The following is a 23,339-nucleotide window of genomic DNA, read 5'->3' as shown; positions in this document are numbered from 1 at the left end:
TACAAACTAAATTAGTGAAGTATATACAGTATGAAACCGAGGAAGATATACGTTCCTCGGTTATTTATATTGTAATAATATTCATGCCGGAATCATATTGAATAGATGTATTTTATTGTTAATTTAGTTAAAAATTAATCAGACTATGTATAATGATTTATCGAAAAAATAATTGAACTTTTCAGATAAATGAATTAATATAAGGTAAGTAATTTTAAGATTTATAGAATATTGGAAGATGAAAGGTTTTGGGAATTTTGTAAGAGGCAAAAAACGATTTTAGGATAGCTTTAAAGCTAGTGTAAAATGACGTTTGCTTCATCATTTTCAGGGCCGAAAGGAATTAGGGGAAAGCATCTTGTTTTAAAATGCGGTTATGAATCATCTAAGAGGGGGAAGTGAAGTGGCAAACAAGGAATTGAAAAGGGGCTTAGAAGCACGTCATATTCAAATGATCGCTTTAGGCGGAACGATTGGTGTTGGCTTGTTTATGGGGTCAGCCAGCACAATTAAATGGACAGGTCCGTCAGTAATGCTTGCGTATGCAATTGCAGGTATTTTTATTTTCTTCATTATGCGTGCGATGGGTGAAATGTTGTATATGGAGCCGAGTACAGGTTCATTTGCGACGTTCGGTCATAAGTATATTCATCCGCTAGCTGGCTATATGACAGCGTGGAGTAACTGGTTCCAGTGGGTTATCGTTGGGATGTCAGAAATTATTGCGGTTGGAGCATATATGAAATATTGGTTCCCGGAATTACCAGCTTGGATACCAGGCGTAATCGCAATGGTTATTCTTGGTGCAGCTAACTTAATTTCTGTTAAGTCATTTGGTGAATTTGAATTTTGGTTTGCGATGATTAAAATCGTTACGATTCTATTAATGATTATTGCGGGATTTGGACTTATTTTCTTTGGAATTGGTAACGGCGGAGAAGCGATTGGAATATCGAATCTTTGGTCAAATGGCGGTTTCTTTACAGGTGGTTTTTCAGGATTCTTCTTTGCGTTATCACTTGTAGTTGGAGCATATCAAGGTGTGGAATTAATCGGGATTACTGCTGGTGAAGCGAAGGATCCGAAGAAGACACTTACAAGAGCGATTCAAAGTACAATTTGGCGTATTTTAATTTTCTACATCGGTGCGATTTTCGTTATTGTAACTGTGTACCCGTGGGATCAATTAAGTACAATTGGTAGTCCGTTTGTAGCAACTTTTGCGAAAGTTGGTATTACGGCAGCAGCTGGACTGATTAACTTCGTTGTTATTACAGCGGCAATGTCTGGTTGTAATAGTGGTATTTATAGTGCGGGTCGTATGCTTTATACGTTAGGTGTAAATGGACAAGCACCGAAATATTTCACGAAACTTTCTGGAAATGGTGTACCTTTATTCGGTACAGTTGGCGTAATTATCGGTTTAGCGGTTGGTGTTGTTTTAAGTTATATCGCACCGAAAAACTTATTCGTATATGTATATAGTGCGAGTGTACTTCCTGGTATGGTACCATGGTTCGTCATTTTAATTAGTCAAATTAATTTTAGAAAAGCAAAAGGAGCAGAGATGAAAGATCATCCGTTCAAAATGCCATTTGCTCCTGTTACAAACTATTTAACAATTGCCTTTTTAATAATGGTATTAATCGGAATGTGGTTTAATGATGATACGCGTATTTCATTAGTTGTAGGTATTATTTTCTTAGCTATCGTAACAATTAGTTTCTATGCTTTCGGAATAGGAAAACGACCTCCGTTAGACGTTCAAAATGATCAAGAGATTTCAAGTAAATAAAGATAATAAAAAGTCCGATTTCTTATTTAGAAATCGGACTTTTTATTATTAAAATTTCTCTAAAACGATTTTTCCAATTGTACTTCCGCTTTCAAGTAGTGCATGTACTTTCTTTACGTTTTCAGCATTAATTGGTGTGAATGTTTCATTTAAAGTAGTCTTTAAAATACCTTCATCTAATAGTTCGCTTACTTTATTTAATAGTTCGTGCTGCGTAATCATATCGCCAGTTTCATACATCGCTTTTGTGAACATAAACTCCCAAACAAGTGTAGCACTTTTACTTTTTAAAATACCCATCTCAAGGGGGGGTTCATTTTCTACGATAGAGCAAATTTTTCCTTGTGGTTTAATGAGGTCACATATTGCTTGCCAATGTTGATCTGTATTGTTTAAGCAGAAAATATAATCAACATCTTTTATCCCGACTTCTAATATTTGATCTTGTAAAGGTTGGTGATGGTTAATGATATAATCGGCACCGAATTTTTCAACCCAGTGTATCGTTTCATTGCGGGATGCAGTTGTAATTACATTCAGTCCAGCCCATTTTGCAAGTTGAATGGCAATCGAGCCAACACCGCCAGCTCCGCCAATAATTAAAATGTTTTTGAAGGTATTCTCATCTTTCTTATTATAATCAATGCCCAAACGTTCAAATAAACCTTCCCAAGCTGTAATAGCTGTTAAAGGAAGTGCTGCAGATTCTACATCACTTAACGTTTTGGGTTTTTTACCAACGATTCTTTCATCAACTAAATGATATTCACTATATGTACCTTGTCTCGTAATACTTCCAGCATAAAACACTTCGTCGCCTTCTTTAAATAATGTACAACCTTCGCCAGTTTGTACGACTATACCACTAGCATCCCAGCCAAGTATTTTTGCTACATCTTCTTTTTTATCTTTCGGAGAGCGAACTTTTGTATCAACGGGGTTAACGGAAATAGCGTTAATTTTAACGAGTATATCTCTTCCTGTAGCAACAGGTCTTTCAACTTCAATATCAATTAAACTGTTTTCTTCTTCAATAGGTAAGTATTCATGTAAACCAATTGCTTTCATTTGTATTCCCTCCATTAAAGTAAGAGTTATTCTCCTTTATTATAGTAGGTAAAGTGTCATTATGTAAAAAAGTTGAGTTCTTTCAATTTTGTAAAAGACCTGTTTCAGCTTTATTTTGAACTTTGCAACTGGAGAGGACCATCCACCGTTTTGATTTTATAAGCGTCGGATGAAAGGTATACTTATTTTTCCAGTGTACCTTGCATTGAACAATACTAACTGTTATATTATACTTGTAGTTACTTATTATAAAACAGTACTGAACAATAAACAGTAGTGGATGTCAATTAGAATAGGGTGAATGAATATTGAATGTACAATTTAAAAAAGGAGTTTTAGAACTTTGTGTTCTTGTCTTACTTGAGAAGCAAGACCGTTATGGGTATGATTTAGTGCGAAGTATTTCCAATCAAATTGAAATATCAGAAGGGTCTGTTTATCCGTTACTTCGTAGATTAACTAAAGAAGAATACTTTACAACTTATTTACAGGAGTCTTCAGAAGGGCCTTCAAGAAAGTATTATACACTGACGGATAAAGGTAGAACGTATTTGTACCAACTTTTGGAGGAATGGAATGAGTTCTCACAAGGTGTCAATCAATTAATTAAAGAAGGTGTACGTAATGACGAAAGATAAATTTTTACAACAATTAAATGTATCTCTAAAAAGGTTATCTGATAAAGAGCGTGAAGATATTTTAAAAGATTATGAAGAACATTTTACTTTTGGATTAGAGGAAGGGAAAAGCGAAGAAGAAATTGCAGCCTCATTAGGTTCTCCATCTCAAATCGCCAAAGAATTATTAGCAGATTATCATATTGAGAAAGTAACAACAAGTGCGACAACAGGAAATGTTTTCCGGGCAATTTGGGCAGTAATTGGATTAGGCTTTTTCAATTTGTTAATCGTGCTTGGACCTGCAATTACATTAGCGGCATTGATTTTTTCAGGATGGGTTCTAGGTATCTCATTTTTAGGCACACCATTACTTGTTTTAGTTGATACTATTATACATCCAAATACATTCTTGTTATTTAATCTTTTCGTTTCTTTAGCACTTTGTGGACTTGGATATTTCATTGTTATTGCTATGTTATTTTTAACGAAGCTAGCAAAGAATGGATTTGTTCGTTATTTAAAGTTCAATATAGCATTAGTAAAAGGTGGTTTGAAGCATGATAAATAAAAAGAGTCTTTCAATCATTGCAGGTATTATTTTTATTATTGGTATTATCGGAAGTTTATTCACTTATCGTTCAATTGCTGCAGTACCAATTTCAGAAGAAAAGGTCATTAACAATAATAATGTGTCAAGCATCATTATCGATACGAATAACGTTCGTGTTAACATCAATCCTACGACAGATAGTAACGTGAAAGTGAAATTAGATGGCGAGATTAATCCTAACGTAAAAAGAACATTAGCAACGGATGAGAAAGATTCAACGCTGCTCATTTCTTACAAGGAAAAGCAACCGAGCTGGTTCAACTTTAATATTTCTGAAGTATTGGCGCCATTAACATTAAATGTGTATTTACCCGAAAAACAGTATGATTCATTAAAAGTTTCCAATAATAATGGCTACGTTGCTGCTAAAAAACTAAACGCAACCCATTTTAATATCAATACAAGCAATGGACGTGTTGAATTAAGAGAAATCAATTCGCCAAAAATTATCGCAGAAACAAACAATGGAATTATGGATTTCCAAGATATATTGGCACAAAATATTCATGTGAAATCGAACAACGGACGAATAATGCTAGACCATGTTGAAGGTGAAATAGAGGGGCAAACTAAAAATGGAAGTCTTACTCTGAAAACGAATGAACTGGATCGAAATCTCAATTTTACGACTCACAATGGAAAAATTAATATTGAAACCGAAAAAGAACCAACTAATGTTCAATTTAATGTTTCTGTCGACAACGGCAGCGCGAATATCCTGAATAAATATAACGGGAATACGGTTATTGGAAAGGGAGAAAATATAATTAAATTAAACACACATAACGGAAATATTACAGTGAAAAACCAATAGCATATTACCTTTTATAATCGCAGCTCGTCGCACATAAAAGAGCAATAATAAATATAAAAGAACCGACTACTTTTTTCAACATATAGGTAGTCGGTTCTTTTATATGTAACATTCGTTTAAGTGTGTATCCTTTTCGTATTACAAAATACAAACAGTTGATTTATTACACTGGATTCTTAGAAAAATAACGAATAGTAATTAATAGTGTAAGGAGAATTTGTGAATGACTCAAAAATAATAGCTGAAACAATGAAAAGTGAGAAGGAGTTTATTTCTAGCGAGAGGAATTCTTTACTGTATTGTTTTATTCAAAACTAAATGTAAAGGTGGATACATAATGACAGTAAAGAAGCTTTATTTCGTCCCAGCAGGTCGTTGTATGTTAGATCATTCTTCAGTTAATAGTAGGCTCACGCCGGGGAACTTATTGAACTTACCTGTATGGTGTTATCTTTTGGAGACGGAAGAGGGGCTTATTTTAGTAGATACAGGTATGCCAGAAAGTGCGGTTAATAATGAAAATTTATTTGATGGTACATTTGTTGAAGGGCAGATTTTACCGAAAATGACTGAAGAAGATAGAATCGTGAATATTTTAAAACGCGTTGGTTATGAGCCGGAAGACCTTCTTTATATTATTAGTTCTCACTTGCATTTTGATCATGCAGGAGGAAATGGTGCTTTTACAAATACACCGATTATTGTGCAGCGTGCTGAATATGAGGCGGCGCAGCATAGCGAAGAATATATGAAAGAATGTATATTGCCGAATTTAAACTACAAAATCATTGAAGGCGATTATGAAGTCGTACCAGGAGTTCAATTATTGCATACACCAGGCCATACTCCAGGGCATCAATCACTATTCATTGGGACAGAGAACTCTGGCCCAGTGTTATTAACAATCGATGCATCGTATACGAAAGAAAATTTTGAAGATGAAGTGCCGTTCGCGGGGGTGGATTCGGAATTAGCCTTATCTTCAATTAAACGTTTAAAAGAAGTTGCGATAAAAGAGAACCCAATTATTTTCTTTGGACATGATATAGAGCAGGAAAAGAGCTGTAAAGTGTTCCCTGAATATATATAAAAGAGAAAGTCATGAGCTAATGTGCCCATGACTTTCTTTTTTATATAATTTTTTTAAATAAGTTATATACTTTTTTTGAATCGCCTTCATTTAATTGATAGTACGTAAGGCTTACATCATCAGGAGTATCTTGCTGAGCGATCATTACTTCGTTATTGTGATGGTCAACTACCCATATGAAATATTTTTTATAAGTTCCATCTTCGAAAGTAATCCACATATCACAATCTATTAAATCTGATCCTTCTTCATCTAATGTTAATTTTCCTTTCTTTGCTGAATCCATACTGTTAATGAATGTTTTTAATTCATCTGTTTTTGTGAGAAAGATATCCTTTTTTGTTTTAATTGACTCGACATGTATATCTTTTATTTCCTGTTTTCCTAAAAAGACAGGGGGCTCATTTGGATCTCGCGAGCTTGAAATGATAGTAGCTTTCTTCTTTGGTTTATTTGCTGTATAGAGATCTTGAATAGATTTTCCAGAGTTTACGAACCATATGATTCCACAAATAATCAATGTGCTACCAAGCAATAAAATGATTTTTTTAATAGCATATTCTCCTCTCTATCACTTCGTATGAAGAACTTTTCTATTAATATATGATAGGGAAGCATAAAGTATTATAGTTGAACTTGGTTATGCTTCACAGTTTTTATCGGACGATCCACGAGTAAATTGTAAGTGAGCCCAATTAGTACGAGAATGCCACCAATAACTTTGCCCATTGAGAGTTCGTGTGACAAGATGAAATCAATGATAGTCCCCGCAAATAATTGTCCGATAAAGATGAGTAACGTTAAATAAAATGCTGAGATTTTAGGCGTAATATAGTTCGATAACGAGATGACGATAACGCCTACTAATCCGCCTAAGTAAACAGCGATAGGAATAGACTGCAACGTATGTACAGGAATGTACATTGAATCTGAGCTGAAAATTAAAAATACCATAGAGAAAAATAATCCAGTAATATAATTAAAAAATGTGCCTTCCCAATTACCAATTTTCGCTGCTAAATTCGCGTTAATAATTCTAGCAACAACGATAGAAACACCAGCTAAAATAGCGATAGTAATATATAACATTTTTCTGCCCCCATTAATAAATTGTCATGATTATAATGCCGGAAGAGATGAAACATAATCCAATTAGTTTTTTCTTTTCAAACTTTGCAACTTTCATTCCTAATAAGCCGAAATGGTCAATAATGATGGAAGCGATAGATTGACCGAGTAAACTTAATGCGATCGTAATAGAGGCACCAAGGACGGAGAAACTTATATTGTTAAAAAGAACAGTGAATACCCCAATCGCTCCAGCGCTATATAAAAAAAGTGGAATACTTTTATCAAAATGAATTTTATTTTTGTTTATGATTAAAATGAAGATAACTGCAATTAAACCGACAAGGTGAATAACAACGCTCGCCGTATACTTGCCAATTAACTCAGATAAAATCCCATTCAATGGAAGCATAACGGCGATGAGCACACCAATAAAGACAGAAAGAAAGTTATACAATGTAATATCCCCTTTAATTTTCATATTTGTAATGACTGTATCATGCTGAAATTGTGTATTACTATGACATATGTCATAGTGGAAGAAGAAAATTTTAATTACAATGGGGAGTAGTTGTAAAGGCGGGGGAACTATGAAGAAAATATGTAATTCTATTAAATTAGCAGCGTATATGAAACAAAATAATATTGACTCCTTTTTTAGTAATGATATGAAACCGTATATGGAACTCATATTTTTTAAAAAGAATGAGTTTATTTGTAGAGAAAATGAAGAGATAGATTATTTATTTTTCTTCGTTGAAGGAAAAGCGAAAGCGTTTAATACATTAAGTAACGGAAAATCTGTATTATTATGTTTTTATGATAGTTTGCAGTTACTTGGAGATGTGGAGTTAATTCATTCCCAAAGGATCACATCAAACGTACAAGTAATGGCAGATTCATATTGTGTTGGTTTACCTTTAGGAAAAGTGAGAAATCAATTATTTCATGATGCAAAATTTTTACGATGTATTTGCGGATCGTTGGCACATAAATTAAATCGACTTTCAAAAAATAGTACCATTAATTTACTATATCCACTGGAAAATAGACTTGCGAGTTACATGTTAGCAGCAGGGGAACGAGCGGTGCAGCACGGAAATAGAATTGTATTTAGTGGGAATTTAACGGAAACAGCTGAATTGTTAGGAACGAGTTATCGACATCTATTACGTACATTGAATATTTTTTGTGATAAAGAGATTATAAAAAGGAACAATGGTTGCTTTGAAGTAGTAAATGTGGATGTTTTGAGAGAATTGGCGGCAGATGTTTATAAATAGGAGGAGATAATAAATGATTACACCCATATTTAGAATTTTTGATGTTGAAAAAGCAAAGTTATTTTACATAGATTTTTTAGGGTTTAAAATGGATTGGGAACATAGGTATGAGGAACATATGCCATTATATATGCAAATTTCGTTACATGGTGCTGAAATACATTTATCAGAACACCATGGGGATGCTTCGCCAGGCGGTGCGATTCGCGTGAAAATAGAGGGGTTAAAAAGTTATTATGCTATTTTATCAAGTAAGGATTATGCTTTTTCAAAACCTGATATAGAGAGCACGCCGTGGGATACAATGGAATTAACTGTGAATGATCCGTTTTCAAATAGAATTATATTTTATGAGGAAAAATTGTAGAAATGGAAGGGATTTATATACAAGTTTCCCTAAATTGAGTAGTGTAATTACGTGTTGAATGAATGGAATGAAGAGTAGTTCATAAAGTAGTGAACTGCTCTTTTTCATTTTGTTAAACAGATTGAATTATTGAAAAATAAATCGTATGATAAAACATATGAACGAATGAGCATGTATTCATACGTTATGAGAAGGAGGAAAAAGATGCTAGATGTAATTATTATTGGAGCTGGTCAAGCTGGATTAACAATGGGATATTACTTGAAGCAAGAAGGTTATAATTTTTTATTACTTGAGGCAGGAAACCGAATTGGGGATTCATGGAGAAACAGATATGATTCTTTGCAACTCTTCACACCGAGGGAATATAGTAGTTTACCAGGTATGATAGTAAAAGGAGAAGGAAATGGATTTCCACATAAAGATGAAATGGCAACTTATTTAGGAGAATATGCAAGGTACTTTACATTACCGGTCCAATTGCAAACCGAAGTTTTAAAAATAAAGAAAGAAAAAGAGATATTCAAATTACATACTCCTACAGAAATTTTACAAGCAAAAAAGGTTGTTATCGCAACAGGTGGTTTTCAGCAACCATACAGCCCCTCATTTTCACAACATCTTTCATCGCATGTTTTTCAAATACATTCATCACAATATAAATCACCATCACAAATTCCTAAGGGGAATGTACTAGTAGTAGGTGGCGGGAATTCAGGAATGCAAATTGCAGTAGAACTTGCAAAAACTCATGAAGTTACAATATCTATCAGTCATCCTTTAACATTTTTACCGTTACGTCTTTTTAGAAAAAGCATTTTTTATTGGTTAGAAAAATTGGGTTTATTGTACGCCGAAGTAAATACTAAGAGGGGAAAATGGTTTCAGAAGAGAAAGGATCCTATTTTTGGTTTTGAAGGCAAAGAACTTATTCGTAATGGAGCAATTAAACTAGAGGAAAAAGTGGTTAGTGCATCAGAAAATAATATTATGTTTCAAAATGGTGGTACGTATAGTGCAGAAAGCATTATATGGTCAACTGGTTTTGTTTCAGAGTATAACTGGATTGAAATAGAAAAGGCAGTAAATAAGAATGGATTTCCTAATCATATAAAGGGAATTAGTTCAGTAAGTGGATTATATTATATCGGTTTGCCGTGGCAATCTCAAAGAGGTTCTGCACTTATTTGTGGTGTAGGAAGAGATGCAGTGTATTTACTTTCTGAAATCAAAAAAATAGATCAGTAGCAACAACTACTGATCATCCATATGTACATGAATTAGGAGAGGTCAAACATTTATTAACTTTATTATAATAGATTTTCATAAGAATAAAAACTGAAAATTCTAATTTTATGTTGAGAAAGTTTTTTGTATTGAAATATATAAAAGAATAGGGATTTTTATTAAAAGAAAAAATAATATTTATATTTTAGTAGATTATGGTATAGTCTACATGAGATGCATTTCCATAAATATAATTATTCAAATGATAATTGCATTTATGTGAGGGAAGGAGAAGGCATTATGAAGTTTGATGATCAACGCCTATTAGGAGTACGATTAGGATCGGTAATTGTAACAGAGGAAAATCAATATTTAGTAATTAAGAAAAAAGATCATTATGCATTATTAAATATACATGATTTAGAATGCACACATGTTGAAGTGCAGTTAGAACATATTGAAGAATTGTTGCGGGAAGATTTCCAAGAAAGTATAACGGAGATTATCGCGCCGGAACATATAAAAATTGTTGCGAAAAATGTTATATAGAGAAAGGAGCTGGAAGAACAGCTTCTTTCTTTTCATTATAAGGATAACGTTTTTAACACGTCACCAATAATCCCTTCCATTTGATGAACACCTAAGTCAGTGTTCGTCATTATAACAGCACCATTACCTTGGTATGGATAGCATACCATTATACATTGAAATCCCACGCCCCATCCAAGTGAATAAATTTGTAAGTCCTCATCCGAATCATCTAGAAAAACACCTAATCCAGTCCATTTTGAGCAACCTTGAGGAGAAATCATGTCTTGTACTAATTTTTGAGAAAGTTTTAGTTTGCCCTTTCCTTGTAAGGAATGAATGATTTCAATTACTAAAGTTGATAAGTCTGTTGGTGTTGTCCAAATACCTGAAGAAGCTGCGAATGGATAAAATGGATACTTCTCATTTGTAACAGTACCATCTTTATTATGCCCACAAGCAAAGGTCTCCATTTTATTTATATCTTCAGGAGGGAATAGCATACTATTTTTTAGTTGCAGTGGCTGAAAGATATATTCTTCAAGTAAAAGATTGAATGGTTTCCCAGTTATATCTTCAAGTAGTAGTTCAATAATACAAAAGTTTGCATCAGAGTAGTGAAATTCGCTTTCTGGTTTATAAGTTATTTCTATCGGTACTGGACAATATGATGTTTTACCGGCAAGGAGTTCAGACATGTTTGGTCGCCCTTGTGCAAGTGTATAATGCTCAAAACTATTAGGAGGGTCAATAATTCCAGATTGGTGACTTAATAAATTTCGCAACGTGACTTTGTTCTGTGAGGTAAATAGATTGGTAGGTATGTTCCAAGATGTGAGTCTATCATTTACGTCTTCATCTAAATGCACGATTTCCTGATCTGATAGCGTTAGTACGAGCATTGCAGTGATGAACTTGCTAATAGAACAAGAATTGAATATGGAATTCGTAGTGACAGTTCTAGTTGTTCCAGATTCAAGTGTTCCGAAAGCAATCGTTTCGTCTAGTTTGCCATCACGTATAACGGCAAGGCTTAAATCTGCAACGGTATATTGGGTCATTTTCTCGTATATAGTGTTACTTTTTAAGTTCATAGTGACTCCTTTCTTATGAAAGACAGAATGTTAGTTCTATTATACAGTAGTTAATTAATAGTGAGAATGAGAGAAAAAGAAAAAACTTCATCTTTTATTGAAGTGAACCCGAATAGTGGTACATGAAAAAAACACCTCCTGAATTCGCATACTAAGTATGCAAATTCAATGGAGGTGTTTTTTCGTATGACGACAAGAGTTCATTACCCAGAAGAAACAAAGTGGAAAGTAATTGAAATGAAGAAAGATGGTTATTCAAATCGTACAATTATGGAGAAACTCGGAATTAAAAATGTTTCCCAAATTAAGACATGGATGAAATGGTATCGTACAGATCAAACGTATCGTTTTCAACAACCTATAGGAAAACAATATTCTTATGGAAAAGGACCAAAAGAGCTCAGTGAATTAGAACAACTACGTTTAGAAAATAAGCATCTAAAAACAAAATTACTTGTATGGGGAAAGTATCTGGAAATCGAAAGGGGCTGAAACCAGAAACTGTAGTTACTTTATGGAAAAATGTAAAAACAAAAATAACGATAAAAGAATTGTGTAACGTATTAGAATTACCCCGTTCCACATTTTATCGCTGGTTACAACGAACGGAAGATCGGAAAGATGATATAGAAGAGAAAGTAAAGGACGTCTGTCTTAGGCATAAATTTCGGTATGGATATCGAAGAGTGACGGCTACTCTTCAAAAAATGGGACTGTGTGTTAATCATAAAAAAGTATTACGAATCATGAGACAAAATCACATTCTTTCAAAAGTACGTCGAAAGAAAAAGAAATATATCAATGGTGCGGAACCAATGGTAGCCCCTCATCGATTGGAGCGTGAATTCGATGCATCCAGACCAAATGACAAGTGGTTTACAGATGTGACGTATCTCTTATTTGGAGAGCGTACCTTGTATTTATCAACGATCATGGATGCCTTTAATCGTGAAATTATTAGTTGTGTCATCAGCGAATCACAAACACTGGCATTAGCGATGAAGACATTGAAACAAGCAATGAGAGGGCGAAGAGTAAAAGATGTCCTTCTTCACTCGGATCAAGGAAGTATTTATACAGCAAAAGAATTTCAAGCGTATGCCAAAGAAAACGGCATTATCACCAGCATGTCCCGGAGAGGAAATTGCCATGATAATGCCGTCATGGAAAGCTTCTTTGGTCATTTGAAAAGTGAAGCTTTCTATTCACAAGAGATAACAAAAGTATCCAACACAACTGTGCGAAAGATTGTGCTAGAATACATTCATTACTACAATTGTGTGCGAATTCAAGAAAAATTAAACCACCTATCCCCTAAAGAATTTAGGGAACAAGTGGTTTAGGTGTTTTGATTGGTGTCCCGTTTTCGGGGTTCACTTCATATCGATGAAGTTCTTTTAGTTAATTCGAAGTGAATGTTTTAAAAAATTTGTCTCGGTACATGTACATTAGCCATGAGGTTGTTAGTAAAGAAATAATGATTTGTTTGTTTTGAATTGGCGCATTGAAAACAAGCCAGCCAACGATATCAAATAATAAATGTAGTGCCATTGAAAGAACTACAAATTGTAGTAACGTCTTAAAAAATCTTTTCATAAAGTGTCCCCCTAAAATAAAAGGTTTTATCAACGGTGTTGTATATTACTATTATACATTAAATGTGTCCTGTGGTAAAATTTACATAAGTTAGTGAAATAAAACAAATGAAAGCTAATGAGGAGGAATAGTCATGGAATTTTGGATGATCATACCGATAGCGGTCTTTGGATTTATTTATATTGCTGAAAAAATAAATAAAATCGAAAAGAAAACGGATGCCCGTTTAAAGAGAATGGAAGATAGATTACAGCTAATTTCGAAAGAAATGGGAATTGTAGATAGAGAACCTGAAATTAATAAACAGTTGCGTCAGCTTATGGAAGAAGGAAAAACAGTTACAGCAATTAAGAGAGTAAGAGAGGCTTTTGGGTTTTCGATACTAGAAGCAAAGCAATATGTCGATAAATTATAAAAAAGATCATCCGATTGGATGGTCTTTTTTCATTGCACCATGCGTGTATTTACATAAGCAGCGATTATAACGTGGCCAATTATAATGATAGGAAATAAGATTTTGACATTAGGAGTAGTGAAGACACTACCAATTGTGGCGATAACACCGGCAGTTAAATTATAAAGACCAACTATTTTTGATAACTTACCTTTATTTGGCACACGGCGTTCGTTGAATCCTGATAAGAGCCAAGTGTATTGTTTAACTCCGATGAAATAGGCTAGTGCAAATGAAATAATTGCTAGTATGAATAATGATGGGGAAGCGAAGAGAGTCATTGAAAACACCTCCGTTAAAGGGATATCAATAAATTATAGTATGAATGTTATAATTTAACAAAATAGATTTTAAGTGTAATAGAAAAATGGAGTATTTATCATGAAGGGAGATTAAGTATGAATATTGTGGAATTCCAGAGATATGTATCAAATTTCAGTAAAGAAAAAGGATTTCAAGATACAACAATTGAAGAGCGTACGATGTATGCGATGGCGGAATTAGGTGAATTAGCGGAAGTTATATTAAAGCGTGATAAAATACAAGATTCGAAAAGAGAGATTGGTTTAGAAATGTTTGATGTCATTTGGAATGTATGTGACTTAGCAAATAAGTTAGAAATTGATTTAGAGAAGGCATTTGAAGAGAAAATGAGGATTAATAAAAAACGTGAATGGTAAGTGGAATATTAATGTGTAAAGATGGGGGATACGAATGAAAAAGAAGCTTATTATAGGAGGAGTCTTTACCTTAATTAGTGTAATGAGTGTTTTCGCTTATTTAGTCTTTCAAGGCATATTTATTCCGAATCAAATAAGTGCGGATAAGTATGAAATAAAAGGTGTAGATGTTGCGAAAGAGTTGTTGGTCATGGTTGAAATGTTAGAAAAACATTACAGCAAGAAAGTAATATTGTATGCAACTCAAGAGGCATATGATCTGTATATAAAGGATGCGTATCCCCAATGTGATATATGGATTCGTAGTGTCTTTACAAAACCAAGTTTATCAGATGAGAGAAAATGGACGTTTTGGCAATACACGAATCGCGGGAGATTAAATGGTTATAATGGAAAAGAAAAGTATATTGATTTGAATGTATTTTATGGGAATGAGGAAGAGTTTGAGAATTATGGAATAAAAGGTTAAGTTTTAAAGCGCACAAAATTTTGTGCGCTTTTTATTAATGGTATGAAAAATATGTAAAAAAAAGATGGAACAAACATTTGAGATGAATTGTCTAATATAGGTAATAGCTATTTCGTTTGAAAGAAAGGGTGGAGAAAATGAAAAAGGATACATTATTAAAATTAGGGGTATGTGTTAGTTTGCTAGGAACAACTCAATTTGTTAGTACAGTTTCTTCTGTGAAAGCGGAACAAAAGCTAGAGCAAAAAGTAATAAAAAATGAGACAGGAACTATTTCAATTTCTCAGTTAAACAAAAATGTATGGGTTCATACGGAGTTAGGTTATTTTAACGGAGAAGCAGTTCCTTCGAACGGTCTAGTTCTTACTACTTCAAAAGGCTTAGTACTTGTCGATTCTTCTTGGGATGATAAGTTAACGAAGGAATTAATAGAGATGGTAGAAAAGAAATTTAAGCAGCGCGTAACGGATGTCATTATTACACATGCGCATGCTGATCGAATTGGCGGAATAAAAACGTTGAAAGAAAGAGGCATTAAAGCGCATAGTACGGCATTAACTGCGGAATTAGCAAAGAAAAATGGATATGAAGAGCCACTTGGAGATTTACAAACAATTACGAAATTAAAGTTTGAAAATATGAAAGTAGAAACGTTTTATCCAGGGAAAGGACATACAGAAGATAATATCGTTGTATGGTTACCGCAATATAACATTTTAGCTGGAGGTTGTTTAGTGAAATCTGCGGAAGCTAAAAATTTAGGGAATGTCGCTGATGCCTATGTAAATGAATGGTCTACATCGATTGAAAATGTGCTGAAGCGATATGGGAACATAAATGCAGTAGTGCCTGGTCATGGAGAAGTAGGGGACAGAGGGTTACTTTTACATACATTGGATTTGTTGAAATAAGAAATTATGGGAATATAAAAGCGAGGAGAAACAATTTTCTCCTCGCTTTCTTCTAGCTATATTTAAATGCGAAGCTATCAATTATGCCTGCATACGTTACTGAGATTTTAATTCCAAGTATACAAATACCAGTACCGTCATAATTGCTATAACAACGTAAGTAATATCGAGCATTATAAGTGTTTTTAAAGTTTCAGTCATCCTAATTCACCCCTGGTATGAAAATATAACATAATCTCTTATCAATCAGATCAGAGATTATAAAGATAACAATGTACATGAAATTTCTTAAGTAGATTCTATATAAATATATCATATAAAAAATGTAAACATTGTAAAGATAGTGTAAATATATTGTAAAAAAAGTGATTTTTCATAAAATCCTTAATCAAAAAATTGGTAGTTCTTCAAAATGAAAAAACGCTATTCTTTCTGTTGAATGATAAAAAGAAAGAATAGCGTTTTTGTATGTCTATTTCTGTTTTCTTAAGAGATTCAGCAATAGTCTAGATATTTGAAAACTTGAACAACAGGATTATGTAATAGTTTTTTTGGTACCAATAAAAATATTATGTAAACAATATAAATTGTCACAAATTTATACATATTATTGTGATTGATATCACATCACTTTTTTTCAATGGGTATTATGCTTAAGGTGTAATGAATGATTGGGAGAGGGTGGGATGATAATGTTTTGTTATCAATGTGAACAAACACCAACAGGTGGATGTAAAGTGATAGGTGTTTGCGGTAAAAATGAAACAATTGCAAGTTTACAAGATACGATTGTGTTTGGGCTAAAAGGAATTGCAGCTTATCGTACGCATGCTGCTCAGCTAGGGTATACTGATGCATTTGTAGATGCTACAACGCAAGAAGCACTGTATATGACATTAACAAATTCTAACTTTAATGAACAAGAACATATTGATATGGCTATGAAAGTAGGGAAATCGGCTTTACGAGTAATGGAGTTGTTAGATGAGGCGCATACGAATCACTTTGGTGTTCCAGAGCCTGTTCAAATTACACAAAACCACGTAGAAGGTAAGGCAATTGTAGTTACGGGCCATAATTTATTTGCATTAGAAGAACTATTAAAGCAGACAGAAGGAAAAGACATTAATATTTATACACATTCTGAAATGTTACCAGCACACGGTTATCCGCAGCTGAAAAAATATAAGCATTTAAAAGGAAACATCGGTAAGGCATGGTATGATCAACGACGTCTTTTCGAAAAATTTACAGGTGCCATATTAGCGACAACGAATTGTGTTATGCCAATTAAAGGATCATACTCTGATCGATTCTTTTCATATGATATTGCAGGTTTACAGGGTGTACAAAAAATTGAAAATGATGATTTTGCACCATTGATTCAAAAAGCGCTAGAACTCCCAGAAGTACATATGGAGTCAGATGAACAGTTAGTAACAGGTTTCCATCATAATACAGTATTATCATTAGCTCCGGAAATTATTGAGGCAGTAAAAGAAGGGAAGATTAAGCGTTTCTTTGTCATCGCAGGTTGTGATGCACCAGGGAAAGGCGGAGAATATTATCGTGAATTAGCAACGTCACTTCCGCCAGAAACGGTTATTTTAACGACTTCTTGCGGGAAATTCCGCTTTAATGATGTAGATTATGGTGTTGTGCCTGGTACGGAGATTCCTCGATACATCGACTTAGGGCAATGCAATAATTCCATTTCTACAGTGAAAATAGCAGCTGCTTTAGCTGATGCTTTCCAATGTGAAGTGAATGAATTGCCAGTAAGTATTGTCCTATCATGGTTTGAACAAAAAGCGGTTGCTATTTTACTTGGGCTATTTAGTCTTGGAATTCAAGATATTCGCATCGGTCCAAAGGCGCCTGAATTTATTTCACCTGGTGTGCTTGATGTATTACAAGAAACATTCGGTTTAAAACTAATTACAACTGCAGCAGAAGATATGGATATGATGTTATCGTAACGAAAAAATGTTTTTATTTAATTATGGCTGTATAAATCATTTGTATGTGCGTGAGTAAATGTACATACAAATGATTTATCTTATTAATAAAAGGAAGCTGCTATATCTATAAAATTTATGATTTTATAAGGCTTTTAAAGGGTCCCACCACATGCCCATCAACTTAAGATTTGTAAGTATCCACAAAATGAAATTTCCACATGAATATATATAATTTCACCTCTTTTTCATTTGAATTGAAAATATTGAACAAAGCCCAACTCATTTTGATTACACTTTTCAACATGTAGGGCTTTTTTTACTGTAACTAAAAGTTGGGGTACAGGCGCATACCCACCAACCTTTTATTATAAAGTAATCTCTGAACGTATTATATTATTGTTTTTTCTTGACAGACATAAAAATGATTTATTTACCTTGTTGATAATTAGTAAACGATATTATAAAATGTTTATATATACGTAAACTTAATTTATTTACGTTTGGTTTTATTGGGTGTGCAGGAAATGTTAATGACAATAAAATGATGGGTATATCACCTGCAAAAAGAGTGGAACTAATACGGAAAGGATGCGTTTGTTAAAAAATTAAAAAAGTAAGCATTGTTAGCTCTTGAAGAAAAATGAATAAAAAAGTTACAAGCATATGGAGAATAGGTGTATATAAAAAATTCCTAAAGGGGGACGGAATTATGAAACAAAGAAAGTATTTGGTAACACCTCAAGATCGAATGAATTATTTATTAGGTCTTTATTCTGCAGATCAACAAATTAATGCAGTTCTTTATTTTCCTATAGGTATATCAAAGGAAATACTTGAAGAATCAGTAAGGATAACGTTGCAATTGCAGCCAGTTTTGAACAGCCGGTTTGTAGAAAATGATATTCCTTACTGGGAGGAACATTCATCTGGCACTAAATCACCCATTTTCTTTTTTGCAGAAGGAAATAATCAAGAACTTGAAATAATGGCAATGGATTTTATTAAGAAACCTGGTGATCGTATTCATGGACCTATGGTTCAAACAAAATTATTACGAGGCACTACAATAGATATGTTAGTTGTGAAATTATCTCATCTATGTTCAGATGGTACAGGAGTCAAGGAATATATTAATTTACTTGGAACAATTTATACTCAACTTTCCTTGGGACGATCTAAGAATCAAATTATAAAGGAATTTGGTGAGGAAAATGAGAGTTTTCGAGATCAATCACATGTATTCAAATATGCTGGAATATCGGACATAAAAAGTGCGTATCGTCCTAACCAAGAACAACAGGCATCGTTATGGTCTTTTCCATCTAAACCTAATAAAAATAAATTCCCCCAAATGTCGGTACGACGGTTGAGCCATGAGCAAACTCTACGTCTAACCCAATGGGCAAAAGGACAACAGGCTACCTTGAATGATGTAATCATGGCTGCATACTTCCGAGCTTTATCACATTTCACTGTGTATGCAGAACCTCGCACCGCAGAAAAAATGATTGGTTTGACAATTGATTTACGTCGATATCTGCCTAATAATACAACTGGTGCTATTTGTAACTTATCCGGTATGGAAATGCCAGTGATTAAATTGGAAGAAGATGAAACATTTAATCAGACTCTTGTTCGAGTTAAACAATCAATGGATAAAATAAAGTCTCAAAATCCAGGTCTTTCTTCAGCAGCAGGAATGGAGCTACTGGCAGAAATGAAGCTATCTACAGTGAAAGAAATGTATAATCAGCAATACGAACAGGCTGTACAGATGGGGATGGCGTTGCCATTACTGACAAATTTGGGAGTAATCGCTGATGAAGCTATTCAGTTTGGTCAAATTCAAGCTGAAGACGGGTATATGACATCGCCTATTATGTATGCACCATTCTTTTCAATGGGAGCAAGCTCTTATAATGGAATACTTACATTTACGATTGGTTATCATGCGCCGGATACATCAAAAGAAAAGGTAGAAGAATTTTTAGATAGTGTTGTGAATCAACTATCAGAAATAAAATAAAAGAGAATATAGAGAAAAAATTTCTAGCAGAGTTGTATTTTAGGGGCTCGTATCATGTACGGCTAATCTCTGGAAATTTTCTCTGATCACACTTGTCTTTATGCTTTATATACAAGGGGAATCGTAGTGAGAAACAATTTGTATCGTGAAAAAACAAGATATATCGGTATAAAAACAATAAAACAGAGCAGATTTAAATTACCCTTTGAATCAGCTCTGTTTTGCTAGTTTGATGGCCCTTACAACAAAAAATGTATATGTTTTTGTTGTAGAGCATTCTTTAACTTACTAGTTATATGGATAGTTCAACATAAAAAAGTAGCCTGTATCCGATTGGGATATAGCGGATTTTAAATTTTTTTGAAAATAAAGTTGACATTCTCTCTACTCAGTCATACAATGTAGTTGTAATAAGTAATACTGAATAGCGTGATTTTAATCAAAAGCTATTCAGTAAAAATTCGCCTTAGTACTCTGTGATACTGAATATAAGTCAGACAGAATAGGGGGTAAAGGAGGATCAGGACATGGAAAATTTAACTGAAATGCTGAAAGGTTCACTGGAAGGGTGTGTACTGGAAATCATTAGCCGCCGTGAAACATACGGCTATGAGATTACCCGCCACCTGAATGATCTTGGGTTTACCGAAGTTGTGGAAGGGACGGTTTATACTATCCTCGTAAGATTAGAAAAGAAAAAGCTTGTGAATATTGAAAAGAAGCCATCAGATATGGGGCCGCCTCGTAAGTTTTATTCATTAAATGAGGATGGCCGTCAGGAGCTTGAACTGTTTTGGAAAAAATGGGATTTTGTATCTTCAAAAATTAACGTCTTGAAGTCAAACTAGCCTCATAATATAAAATGTTCCGGCTCATATTTGGAGAGTTTCTTGTTCTGCTTTATAAAAAAGGAGGAAAATAAGATGTTGGAAATGTTTAAAAAATTAATTGGTGATAAAAAAGAGTACAAAATGATGATGGCACGTGTTGAAGCACTGCCAGAGGATTATCAGTTTGTGTTTAAGAAAATTCAAAACTACATGTGGAATTTCTCAGCGGGTAATGGGATGGATATGCTGCACATACAGTATGAATTAATCGATTTGTTTGAAGCTGGTGCAGCGGAAGGCAGACAAGTGCTTGACATTACTGGGGAGGACGTAGCATCCTTTGCTGATGAACTAGTGGCAAACGCTAAAACGTATGTCTCCAAGTATCGTGAAGATTTGAATGAAAGTATCATGAAGAAATTGAGAAAAAAATAAATGTAATACGTAATACCGACTGATTAGCTGGTTACAAATGTGCACTGCCGCCATCGCTATTCAGTTATATTTTTAAACCAGTACTAAGTAATACAGATTATCAGTGATACTAAATAGAGGGTGTATGTAATCTAATTTTATAAGGGGGAAAAAGTATGAGTAATGCAGCGATTTCTGTAAAAGGGTTAAAAAAATCTTTTAAAGATAAAGAAGTCTTAAAGGGAGTGAATTTTGATGTGCAGCGTGGCGAAATTTTCGCGCTGCTAGGATCAAATGGAGCGGGAAAGACAACAACGGTCAATATCCTTTCGACACTAATGAAACAAGATGGTGGTGAAGCAAGTATTTGCGGATTTGATATTCAGCGTCAACCAGATCATGTTCGGCAAAAAATCAGTTTGACAGGACAGTTCGCAGCTTTAGACGGTATGCTCACTGGGAGGGAAAACTTGATAATGATCGCCAAGTTACGTGGTGTTTCCAATCCTGCCCAAGTCGCTGACAGTCTACTTGCAAGATTTAGTCTAACTGATGCGGCAAACCAAAGGGCAGATCAGTATTCAGGCGGGATGAAGCGCCGGCTTGATATCGCGATGAGTTTAATTGGGGCGCCAGCAGTTATTTTTCTTGACGAACCAACGACTGGACTTGATCCGGAAGCGCGGATCGAAGTGTGGGATACAGTGAAGGAACTTGCCGGCAGCGGTACAACTATCTTGCTCACAACTCAGTACTTGGAGGAAGCAGAACAACTGGCTGACCGTATCGCTATTTTACATGGTGGAAAAATTATTACGACAGGTACTCTTACTGAACTGAAAGAGATGTTCCCGCCAACAAAAGTGGAGTATATCGAGAAGCAGCCAACATTGGAAGAAATTTTCCTTGCGATTATCGGTAAAAAGGGGGAGATGTAAATGAAAAGCAAAACAGGGGTATTACTAGGGCGCTTAATGCGCAATATTATGCGTAGTCCAGATACAATTATTACTGTAGCGATTACACCGATTATGATGATGCTATTGTTTGTTTACGTATTTGGCGGGGCTATAAAGACAGGAACGGATAACTACGTCAATTATTTATTGCCGGGAATTTTGCTAATGGCTATCGCATCCGGTGTGGCTTACACTTCTGTGCGATTATTTACGGATGTAAAGAGTGGGCTGATGGCACGTTTCATTACAATGCCTATTAAGCGCTCATCAATATTGTGGGCTCACGTTTTAACTTCTCTTGTTGCTAATGTACTTACTATCGTGGTGGTTATTCTTGTTGCGCTCTTAATGGGCTTTCGTTCTAGTGCTAATATGCTAGATTGGCTTGCAGTTGCTGGAATACTGGGGATGTTTACGTTAGCGCTAACATGGCTAGCTATCATTCCAGGGCTGAAAGCGAAGTCTATGGAAGGGGCGACAGCATACTCATACCCACTAGTTTTTCTTCCATTTATTAGTTCAGCCTTCGTACCTACTGAAACGATGCCTAAAATTGTCCGTATGTTTGCTGAGAATCAGCCTGTAACTTCAATCGTGAATGCGATTCGTGCCCTATTATATGAAGGGACTGTTGGCAATGATATTTGGACTGCACTCGCTTGGTGCGTGGGTATCATGATCATCTCTTACTTTTTCGCAAGTAAAGCATTTAAACGTCAGTTAGGGTAAGTGAATTAAGTCATCCGAAATTATATATATATTTGAAAAAGCACGGGAGGTTTTCCGTGCTTTAATAATACATTCATACTTCGCTTAATTGTAGTAGTTTTAAAGTAAATAGGAGAATAATAAATCAAATACACATACCTTAAAGTATAGTATGTTAGCATTTAACTAAAATAACTCGGAAATAAACAGAATATTCTATATGAAAATAGAGAGTAAAGATATTATATGCTATATTTATACTTATAAGGTATAAAATGTATGAAAAAATCATTTAGGGGATGGAAAAGGGAGAGATTCAAATGAAATGGTATTTATATGCTCTCAAAAACTATGCGAAATTTAGTGGGAGAGCTACGAGAAAAGAGTACTGGATTTTTACTTTATTTAATAAGGTTACGTTTTGGTCATTAATATATTTGGCCTCTTATTCTTCGTCTGCCTTTTACTTAAGAGCCAATATTACTTTGCTATTTATTGCAATTTTTATTGTTCCTACTCTGGCAGTGGGAGCTCGTCGATTACATGATAGTGGAAAAACGGGATGGTGGCAGCTATTAAATTTGGTGCCATTTGGAGGAGCGGTTCTACTTGTGTTTTGTATCATTGAAAGTGATGAAGATGAGAATAAGTATGGACCAAATCCACATTCAAATCTTAAACAAGCAATTTAATGTGTTTATAGTAAACTCTAATATAAAAAGGTGTGAACTAAAAGCTAGTTCACACCTTTTTTATTGTATTATTCC

At 34.3% G+C, this 23,339-nt stretch carries 28 protein-coding genes; 21 read left to right on the top strand and 7 right to left on the bottom strand.

Annotated elements, in window-relative coordinates; genetic code table 11:
* The first annotated feature begins 403 nt into the window (after window positions 1–403).
* Window positions 404–1,795 carry an amino acid permease gene (locus QCI41_RS07470; RefSeq protein WP_353837763.1) on the top strand — a complete coding sequence of 464 codons (1,392 nt, stop codon included), beginning with the start codon at window positions 404–406 and terminating at the stop codon, window positions 1,793–1,795.
* Window positions 1,796–1,843: 48 nt separating this feature from the next.
* Here the strand turns inward: QCI41_RS07470 and QCI41_RS07465 are convergent, their stop codons facing one another.
* Entirely contained in the window at window positions 1,844–2,863 is a 1,020-nt protein-coding gene (locus QCI41_RS07465; protein ID WP_353837764.1) for a zinc-binding alcohol dehydrogenase family protein, read from the bottom strand.
* Window positions 2,864–3,171: 308 nt separating this feature from the next.
* On the opposite strand from QCI41_RS07465, the gene QCI41_RS07460 reads away from it, so the two are divergent.
* The 4 genes from QCI41_RS07460 (at window position 3,172) to aiiA (ending at window position 5,997) form a co-directional block, all read left to right on the top strand.
* Window positions 3,172–3,501 carry a PadR family transcriptional regulator gene (locus QCI41_RS07460; protein ID WP_048560091.1) on the top strand — a complete coding sequence of 110 codons (330 nt, stop codon included), beginning with the start codon at window positions 3,172–3,174 and terminating at the stop codon, window positions 3,499–3,501.
* On the top strand, window positions 3,488–4,051 hold the full coding sequence (locus QCI41_RS07455) for an HAAS signaling domain-containing protein (protein WP_087981378.1): 564 nt from the start codon (window positions 3,488–3,490) through the stop codon (window positions 4,049–4,051). Before QCI41_RS07460 ends, QCI41_RS07455 begins: the two co-directional genes overlap by 14 nt.
* The gene (locus tag QCI41_RS07450; protein ID WP_353837765.1) at window positions 4,041–4,907 is read left to right on the top strand and encodes a DUF4097 family beta strand repeat-containing protein; all 867 of its coding nucleotides are present in this window, start codon (window positions 4,041–4,043) and stop codon (window positions 4,905–4,907) included. The genes QCI41_RS07455 and QCI41_RS07450 overlap by 11 nt, the downstream gene beginning before the upstream one ends.
* A gap of 337 nt (window positions 4,908–5,244) precedes the next feature.
* Entirely contained in the window at window positions 5,245–5,997 is a 753-nt protein-coding gene (gene aiiA, locus QCI41_RS07445) for a quorum-quenching N-acyl homoserine lactonase AiiA (RefSeq protein WP_353837766.1), read from the top strand.
* Between the two features lie 40 nt (window positions 5,998–6,037).
* Here aiiA and QCI41_RS07440 read toward each other — a convergent pair whose 3' ends face one another.
* From QCI41_RS07440 to QCI41_RS07430, 3 genes are all read right to left on the bottom strand, one after another.
* On the bottom strand, window positions 6,038–6,532 hold the full coding sequence (locus QCI41_RS07440) for a hypothetical protein (protein WP_353837768.1): 495 nt from the start codon (window positions 6,530–6,532) through the stop codon (window positions 6,038–6,040).
* Between the two features lie 89 nt (window positions 6,533–6,621).
* Window positions 6,622–7,086 carry a DMT family transporter gene (locus QCI41_RS07435; protein WP_353837769.1) on the bottom strand — a complete coding sequence of 155 codons (465 nt, stop codon included), beginning with the start codon at window positions 7,084–7,086 and terminating at the stop codon, window positions 6,622–6,624.
* A gap of 13 nt (window positions 7,087–7,099) precedes the next feature.
* Window positions 7,100–7,546, bottom strand: a complete 447-nt coding sequence (locus QCI41_RS07430) for a DMT family transporter (RefSeq protein ID WP_353837770.1) — start codon at window positions 7,544–7,546, stop codon at window positions 7,100–7,102.
* Between the two features lie 109 nt (window positions 7,547–7,655).
* On the opposite strand from QCI41_RS07430, the gene QCI41_RS07425 reads away from it, so the two are divergent.
* The 4 genes from QCI41_RS07425 to QCI41_RS07410 all read left to right on the top strand — a co-directional run bounded on the left by QCI41_RS07425 (window position 7,656) and on the right by QCI41_RS07410 (window position 10,491).
* The gene (locus QCI41_RS07425; protein WP_353837771.1) at window positions 7,656–8,348 is read left to right on the top strand and encodes a cyclic nucleotide-binding domain-containing protein; all 693 of its coding nucleotides are present in this window, start codon (window positions 7,656–7,658) and stop codon (window positions 8,346–8,348) included.
* 13 nt (window positions 8,349–8,361) lie between these two features.
* A complete protein-coding gene (locus tag QCI41_RS07420; RefSeq protein ID WP_353837772.1) occupies window positions 8,362–8,715 on the top strand; it encodes a glyoxalase superfamily protein in 354 nt (117 codons plus the stop codon).
* Between the two features lie 204 nt (window positions 8,716–8,919).
* The gene (locus tag QCI41_RS07415) at window positions 8,920–9,963 is read left to right on the top strand and encodes a flavin-containing monooxygenase (RefSeq protein WP_353837773.1); all 1,044 of its coding nucleotides are present in this window, start codon (window positions 8,920–8,922) and stop codon (window positions 9,961–9,963) included.
* A 279-nt stretch (window positions 9,964–10,242) separates the two neighbouring features.
* The gene (locus QCI41_RS07410; RefSeq protein ID WP_060487813.1) at window positions 10,243–10,491 is read left to right on the top strand and encodes a hypothetical protein; all 249 of its coding nucleotides are present in this window, start codon (window positions 10,243–10,245) and stop codon (window positions 10,489–10,491) included.
* 35 nt (window positions 10,492–10,526) lie between these two features.
* On the opposite strand, the gene QCI41_RS07405 is transcribed toward QCI41_RS07410, so the two are convergent.
* A complete protein-coding gene (locus QCI41_RS07405; protein WP_353837774.1) occupies window positions 10,527–11,564 on the bottom strand; it encodes a serine hydrolase domain-containing protein in 1,038 nt (345 codons plus the stop codon).
* A 186-nt stretch (window positions 11,565–11,750) separates the two neighbouring features.
* On the opposite strand from QCI41_RS07405, the gene QCI41_RS07400 reads away from it, so the two are divergent.
* Window positions 11,751–12,907, top strand: a protein-coding gene (locus QCI41_RS07400; protein WP_353836606.1) for an IS3 family transposase whose coding sequence is annotated in 2 segments (ribosomal slippage) — window positions 11,751–12,003 and window positions 12,003–12,907 — 1,158 coding nt in all. Because the reading frame shifts where the segments join, the coding sequence is not laid out codon by codon here.
* 58 nt (window positions 12,908–12,965) lie between these two features.
* Here the strand turns inward: QCI41_RS07400 and QCI41_RS07395 are convergent.
* The gene (locus tag QCI41_RS07395; RefSeq protein ID WP_088122734.1) at window positions 12,966–13,160 is read right to left on the bottom strand and encodes a hypothetical protein; all 195 of its coding nucleotides are present in this window, start codon (window positions 13,158–13,160) and stop codon (window positions 12,966–12,968) included.
* Window positions 13,161–13,293: 133 nt separating this feature from the next.
* Here QCI41_RS07395 and QCI41_RS07390 point away from each other — a divergent pair, with 133 nt between their 5' ends.
* Complete coding sequence (locus QCI41_RS07390; RefSeq protein ID WP_088122733.1) at window positions 13,294–13,575, top strand: hypothetical protein; 282 nt, start codon at window positions 13,294–13,296, stop codon at window positions 13,573–13,575.
* A gap of 29 nt (window positions 13,576–13,604) precedes the next feature.
* Here QCI41_RS07390 and QCI41_RS07385 read toward each other — a convergent pair whose 3' ends face one another.
* The gene (locus QCI41_RS07385; RefSeq protein ID WP_353837776.1) at window positions 13,605–13,895 is read right to left on the bottom strand and encodes a DUF3784 domain-containing protein; all 291 of its coding nucleotides are present in this window, start codon (window positions 13,893–13,895) and stop codon (window positions 13,605–13,607) included.
* A 117-nt stretch (window positions 13,896–14,012) separates the two neighbouring features.
* Here QCI41_RS07385 and QCI41_RS07380 point away from each other — a divergent pair, with 117 nt between their 5' ends.
* The 10 genes from QCI41_RS07380 (at window position 14,013) to QCI41_RS07335 (ending at window position 23,264) form a co-directional block, all read left to right on the top strand.
* Window positions 14,013–14,294, top strand: a complete 282-nt coding sequence (locus QCI41_RS07380; protein ID WP_048543793.1) for a MazG nucleotide pyrophosphohydrolase domain-containing protein — start codon at window positions 14,013–14,015, stop codon at window positions 14,292–14,294.
* Between the two features lie 34 nt (window positions 14,295–14,328).
* A complete protein-coding gene (locus QCI41_RS07375; RefSeq protein WP_353837777.1) occupies window positions 14,329–14,763 on the top strand; it encodes a GH25 family lysozyme in 435 nt (144 codons plus the stop codon).
* 137 nt (window positions 14,764–14,900) lie between these two features.
* On the top strand, window positions 14,901–15,674 hold the full coding sequence (gene bla2 / locus QCI41_RS07370; protein WP_088122730.1) for a BcII family subclass B1 metallo-beta-lactamase: 774 nt from the start codon (window positions 14,901–14,903) through the stop codon (window positions 15,672–15,674).
* A 692-nt stretch (window positions 15,675–16,366) separates the two neighbouring features.
* Window positions 16,367–17,653, top strand: a complete 1,287-nt coding sequence (hcp, locus tag QCI41_RS07365; RefSeq protein ID WP_060487806.1) for a hydroxylamine reductase — start codon at window positions 16,367–16,369, stop codon at window positions 17,651–17,653.
* A 691-nt stretch (window positions 17,654–18,344) separates the two neighbouring features.
* Entirely contained in the window at window positions 18,345–19,661 is a 1,317-nt protein-coding gene (locus QCI41_RS07360; RefSeq protein ID WP_353837778.1) for a condensation domain-containing protein, read from the top strand.
* Between the two features lie 527 nt (window positions 19,662–20,188).
* Window positions 20,189–20,509: a PadR family transcriptional regulator gene (locus QCI41_RS07355; protein ID WP_000429486.1), complete on the top strand. Its 321-nt coding sequence runs from the start codon at window positions 20,189–20,191 to the stop codon at window positions 20,507–20,509.
* Between the two features lie 75 nt (window positions 20,510–20,584).
* Window positions 20,585–20,926 (top strand): DUF1048 domain-containing protein, encoded by a 342-nt coding sequence (locus QCI41_RS07350; RefSeq protein WP_001969217.1) that lies wholly within the window; start codon window positions 20,585–20,587, stop codon window positions 20,924–20,926.
* A 155-nt stretch (window positions 20,927–21,081) separates the two neighbouring features.
* Window positions 21,082–21,843 (top strand): ABC transporter ATP-binding protein, encoded by a 762-nt coding sequence (locus QCI41_RS07345; protein WP_353837779.1) that lies wholly within the window; start codon window positions 21,082–21,084, stop codon window positions 21,841–21,843.
* Window positions 21,844–22,593: an ABC transporter permease gene (locus QCI41_RS07340; RefSeq protein ID WP_353837780.1), complete on the top strand. Its 750-nt coding sequence runs from the start codon at window positions 21,844–21,846 to the stop codon at window positions 22,591–22,593. It abuts the gene before it with no gap.
* A gap of 299 nt (window positions 22,594–22,892) precedes the next feature.
* Window positions 22,893–23,264 carry a DUF805 domain-containing protein gene (locus QCI41_RS07335; RefSeq protein ID WP_353837781.1) on the top strand — a complete coding sequence of 124 codons (372 nt, stop codon included), beginning with the start codon at window positions 22,893–22,895 and terminating at the stop codon, window positions 23,262–23,264.
* Window positions 23,265–23,339: the final 75 nt, after the last annotated feature.

Source organism: Bacillus cereus group sp. MG4, assembly GCF_040460055.1.
Lineage (GTDB): Bacteria > Bacillota > Bacilli > Bacillales > Bacillaceae_G > Bacillus_A > Bacillus_A wiedmannii.
This window is presented reverse-complemented; position numbering and strand designations above follow the sequence as displayed.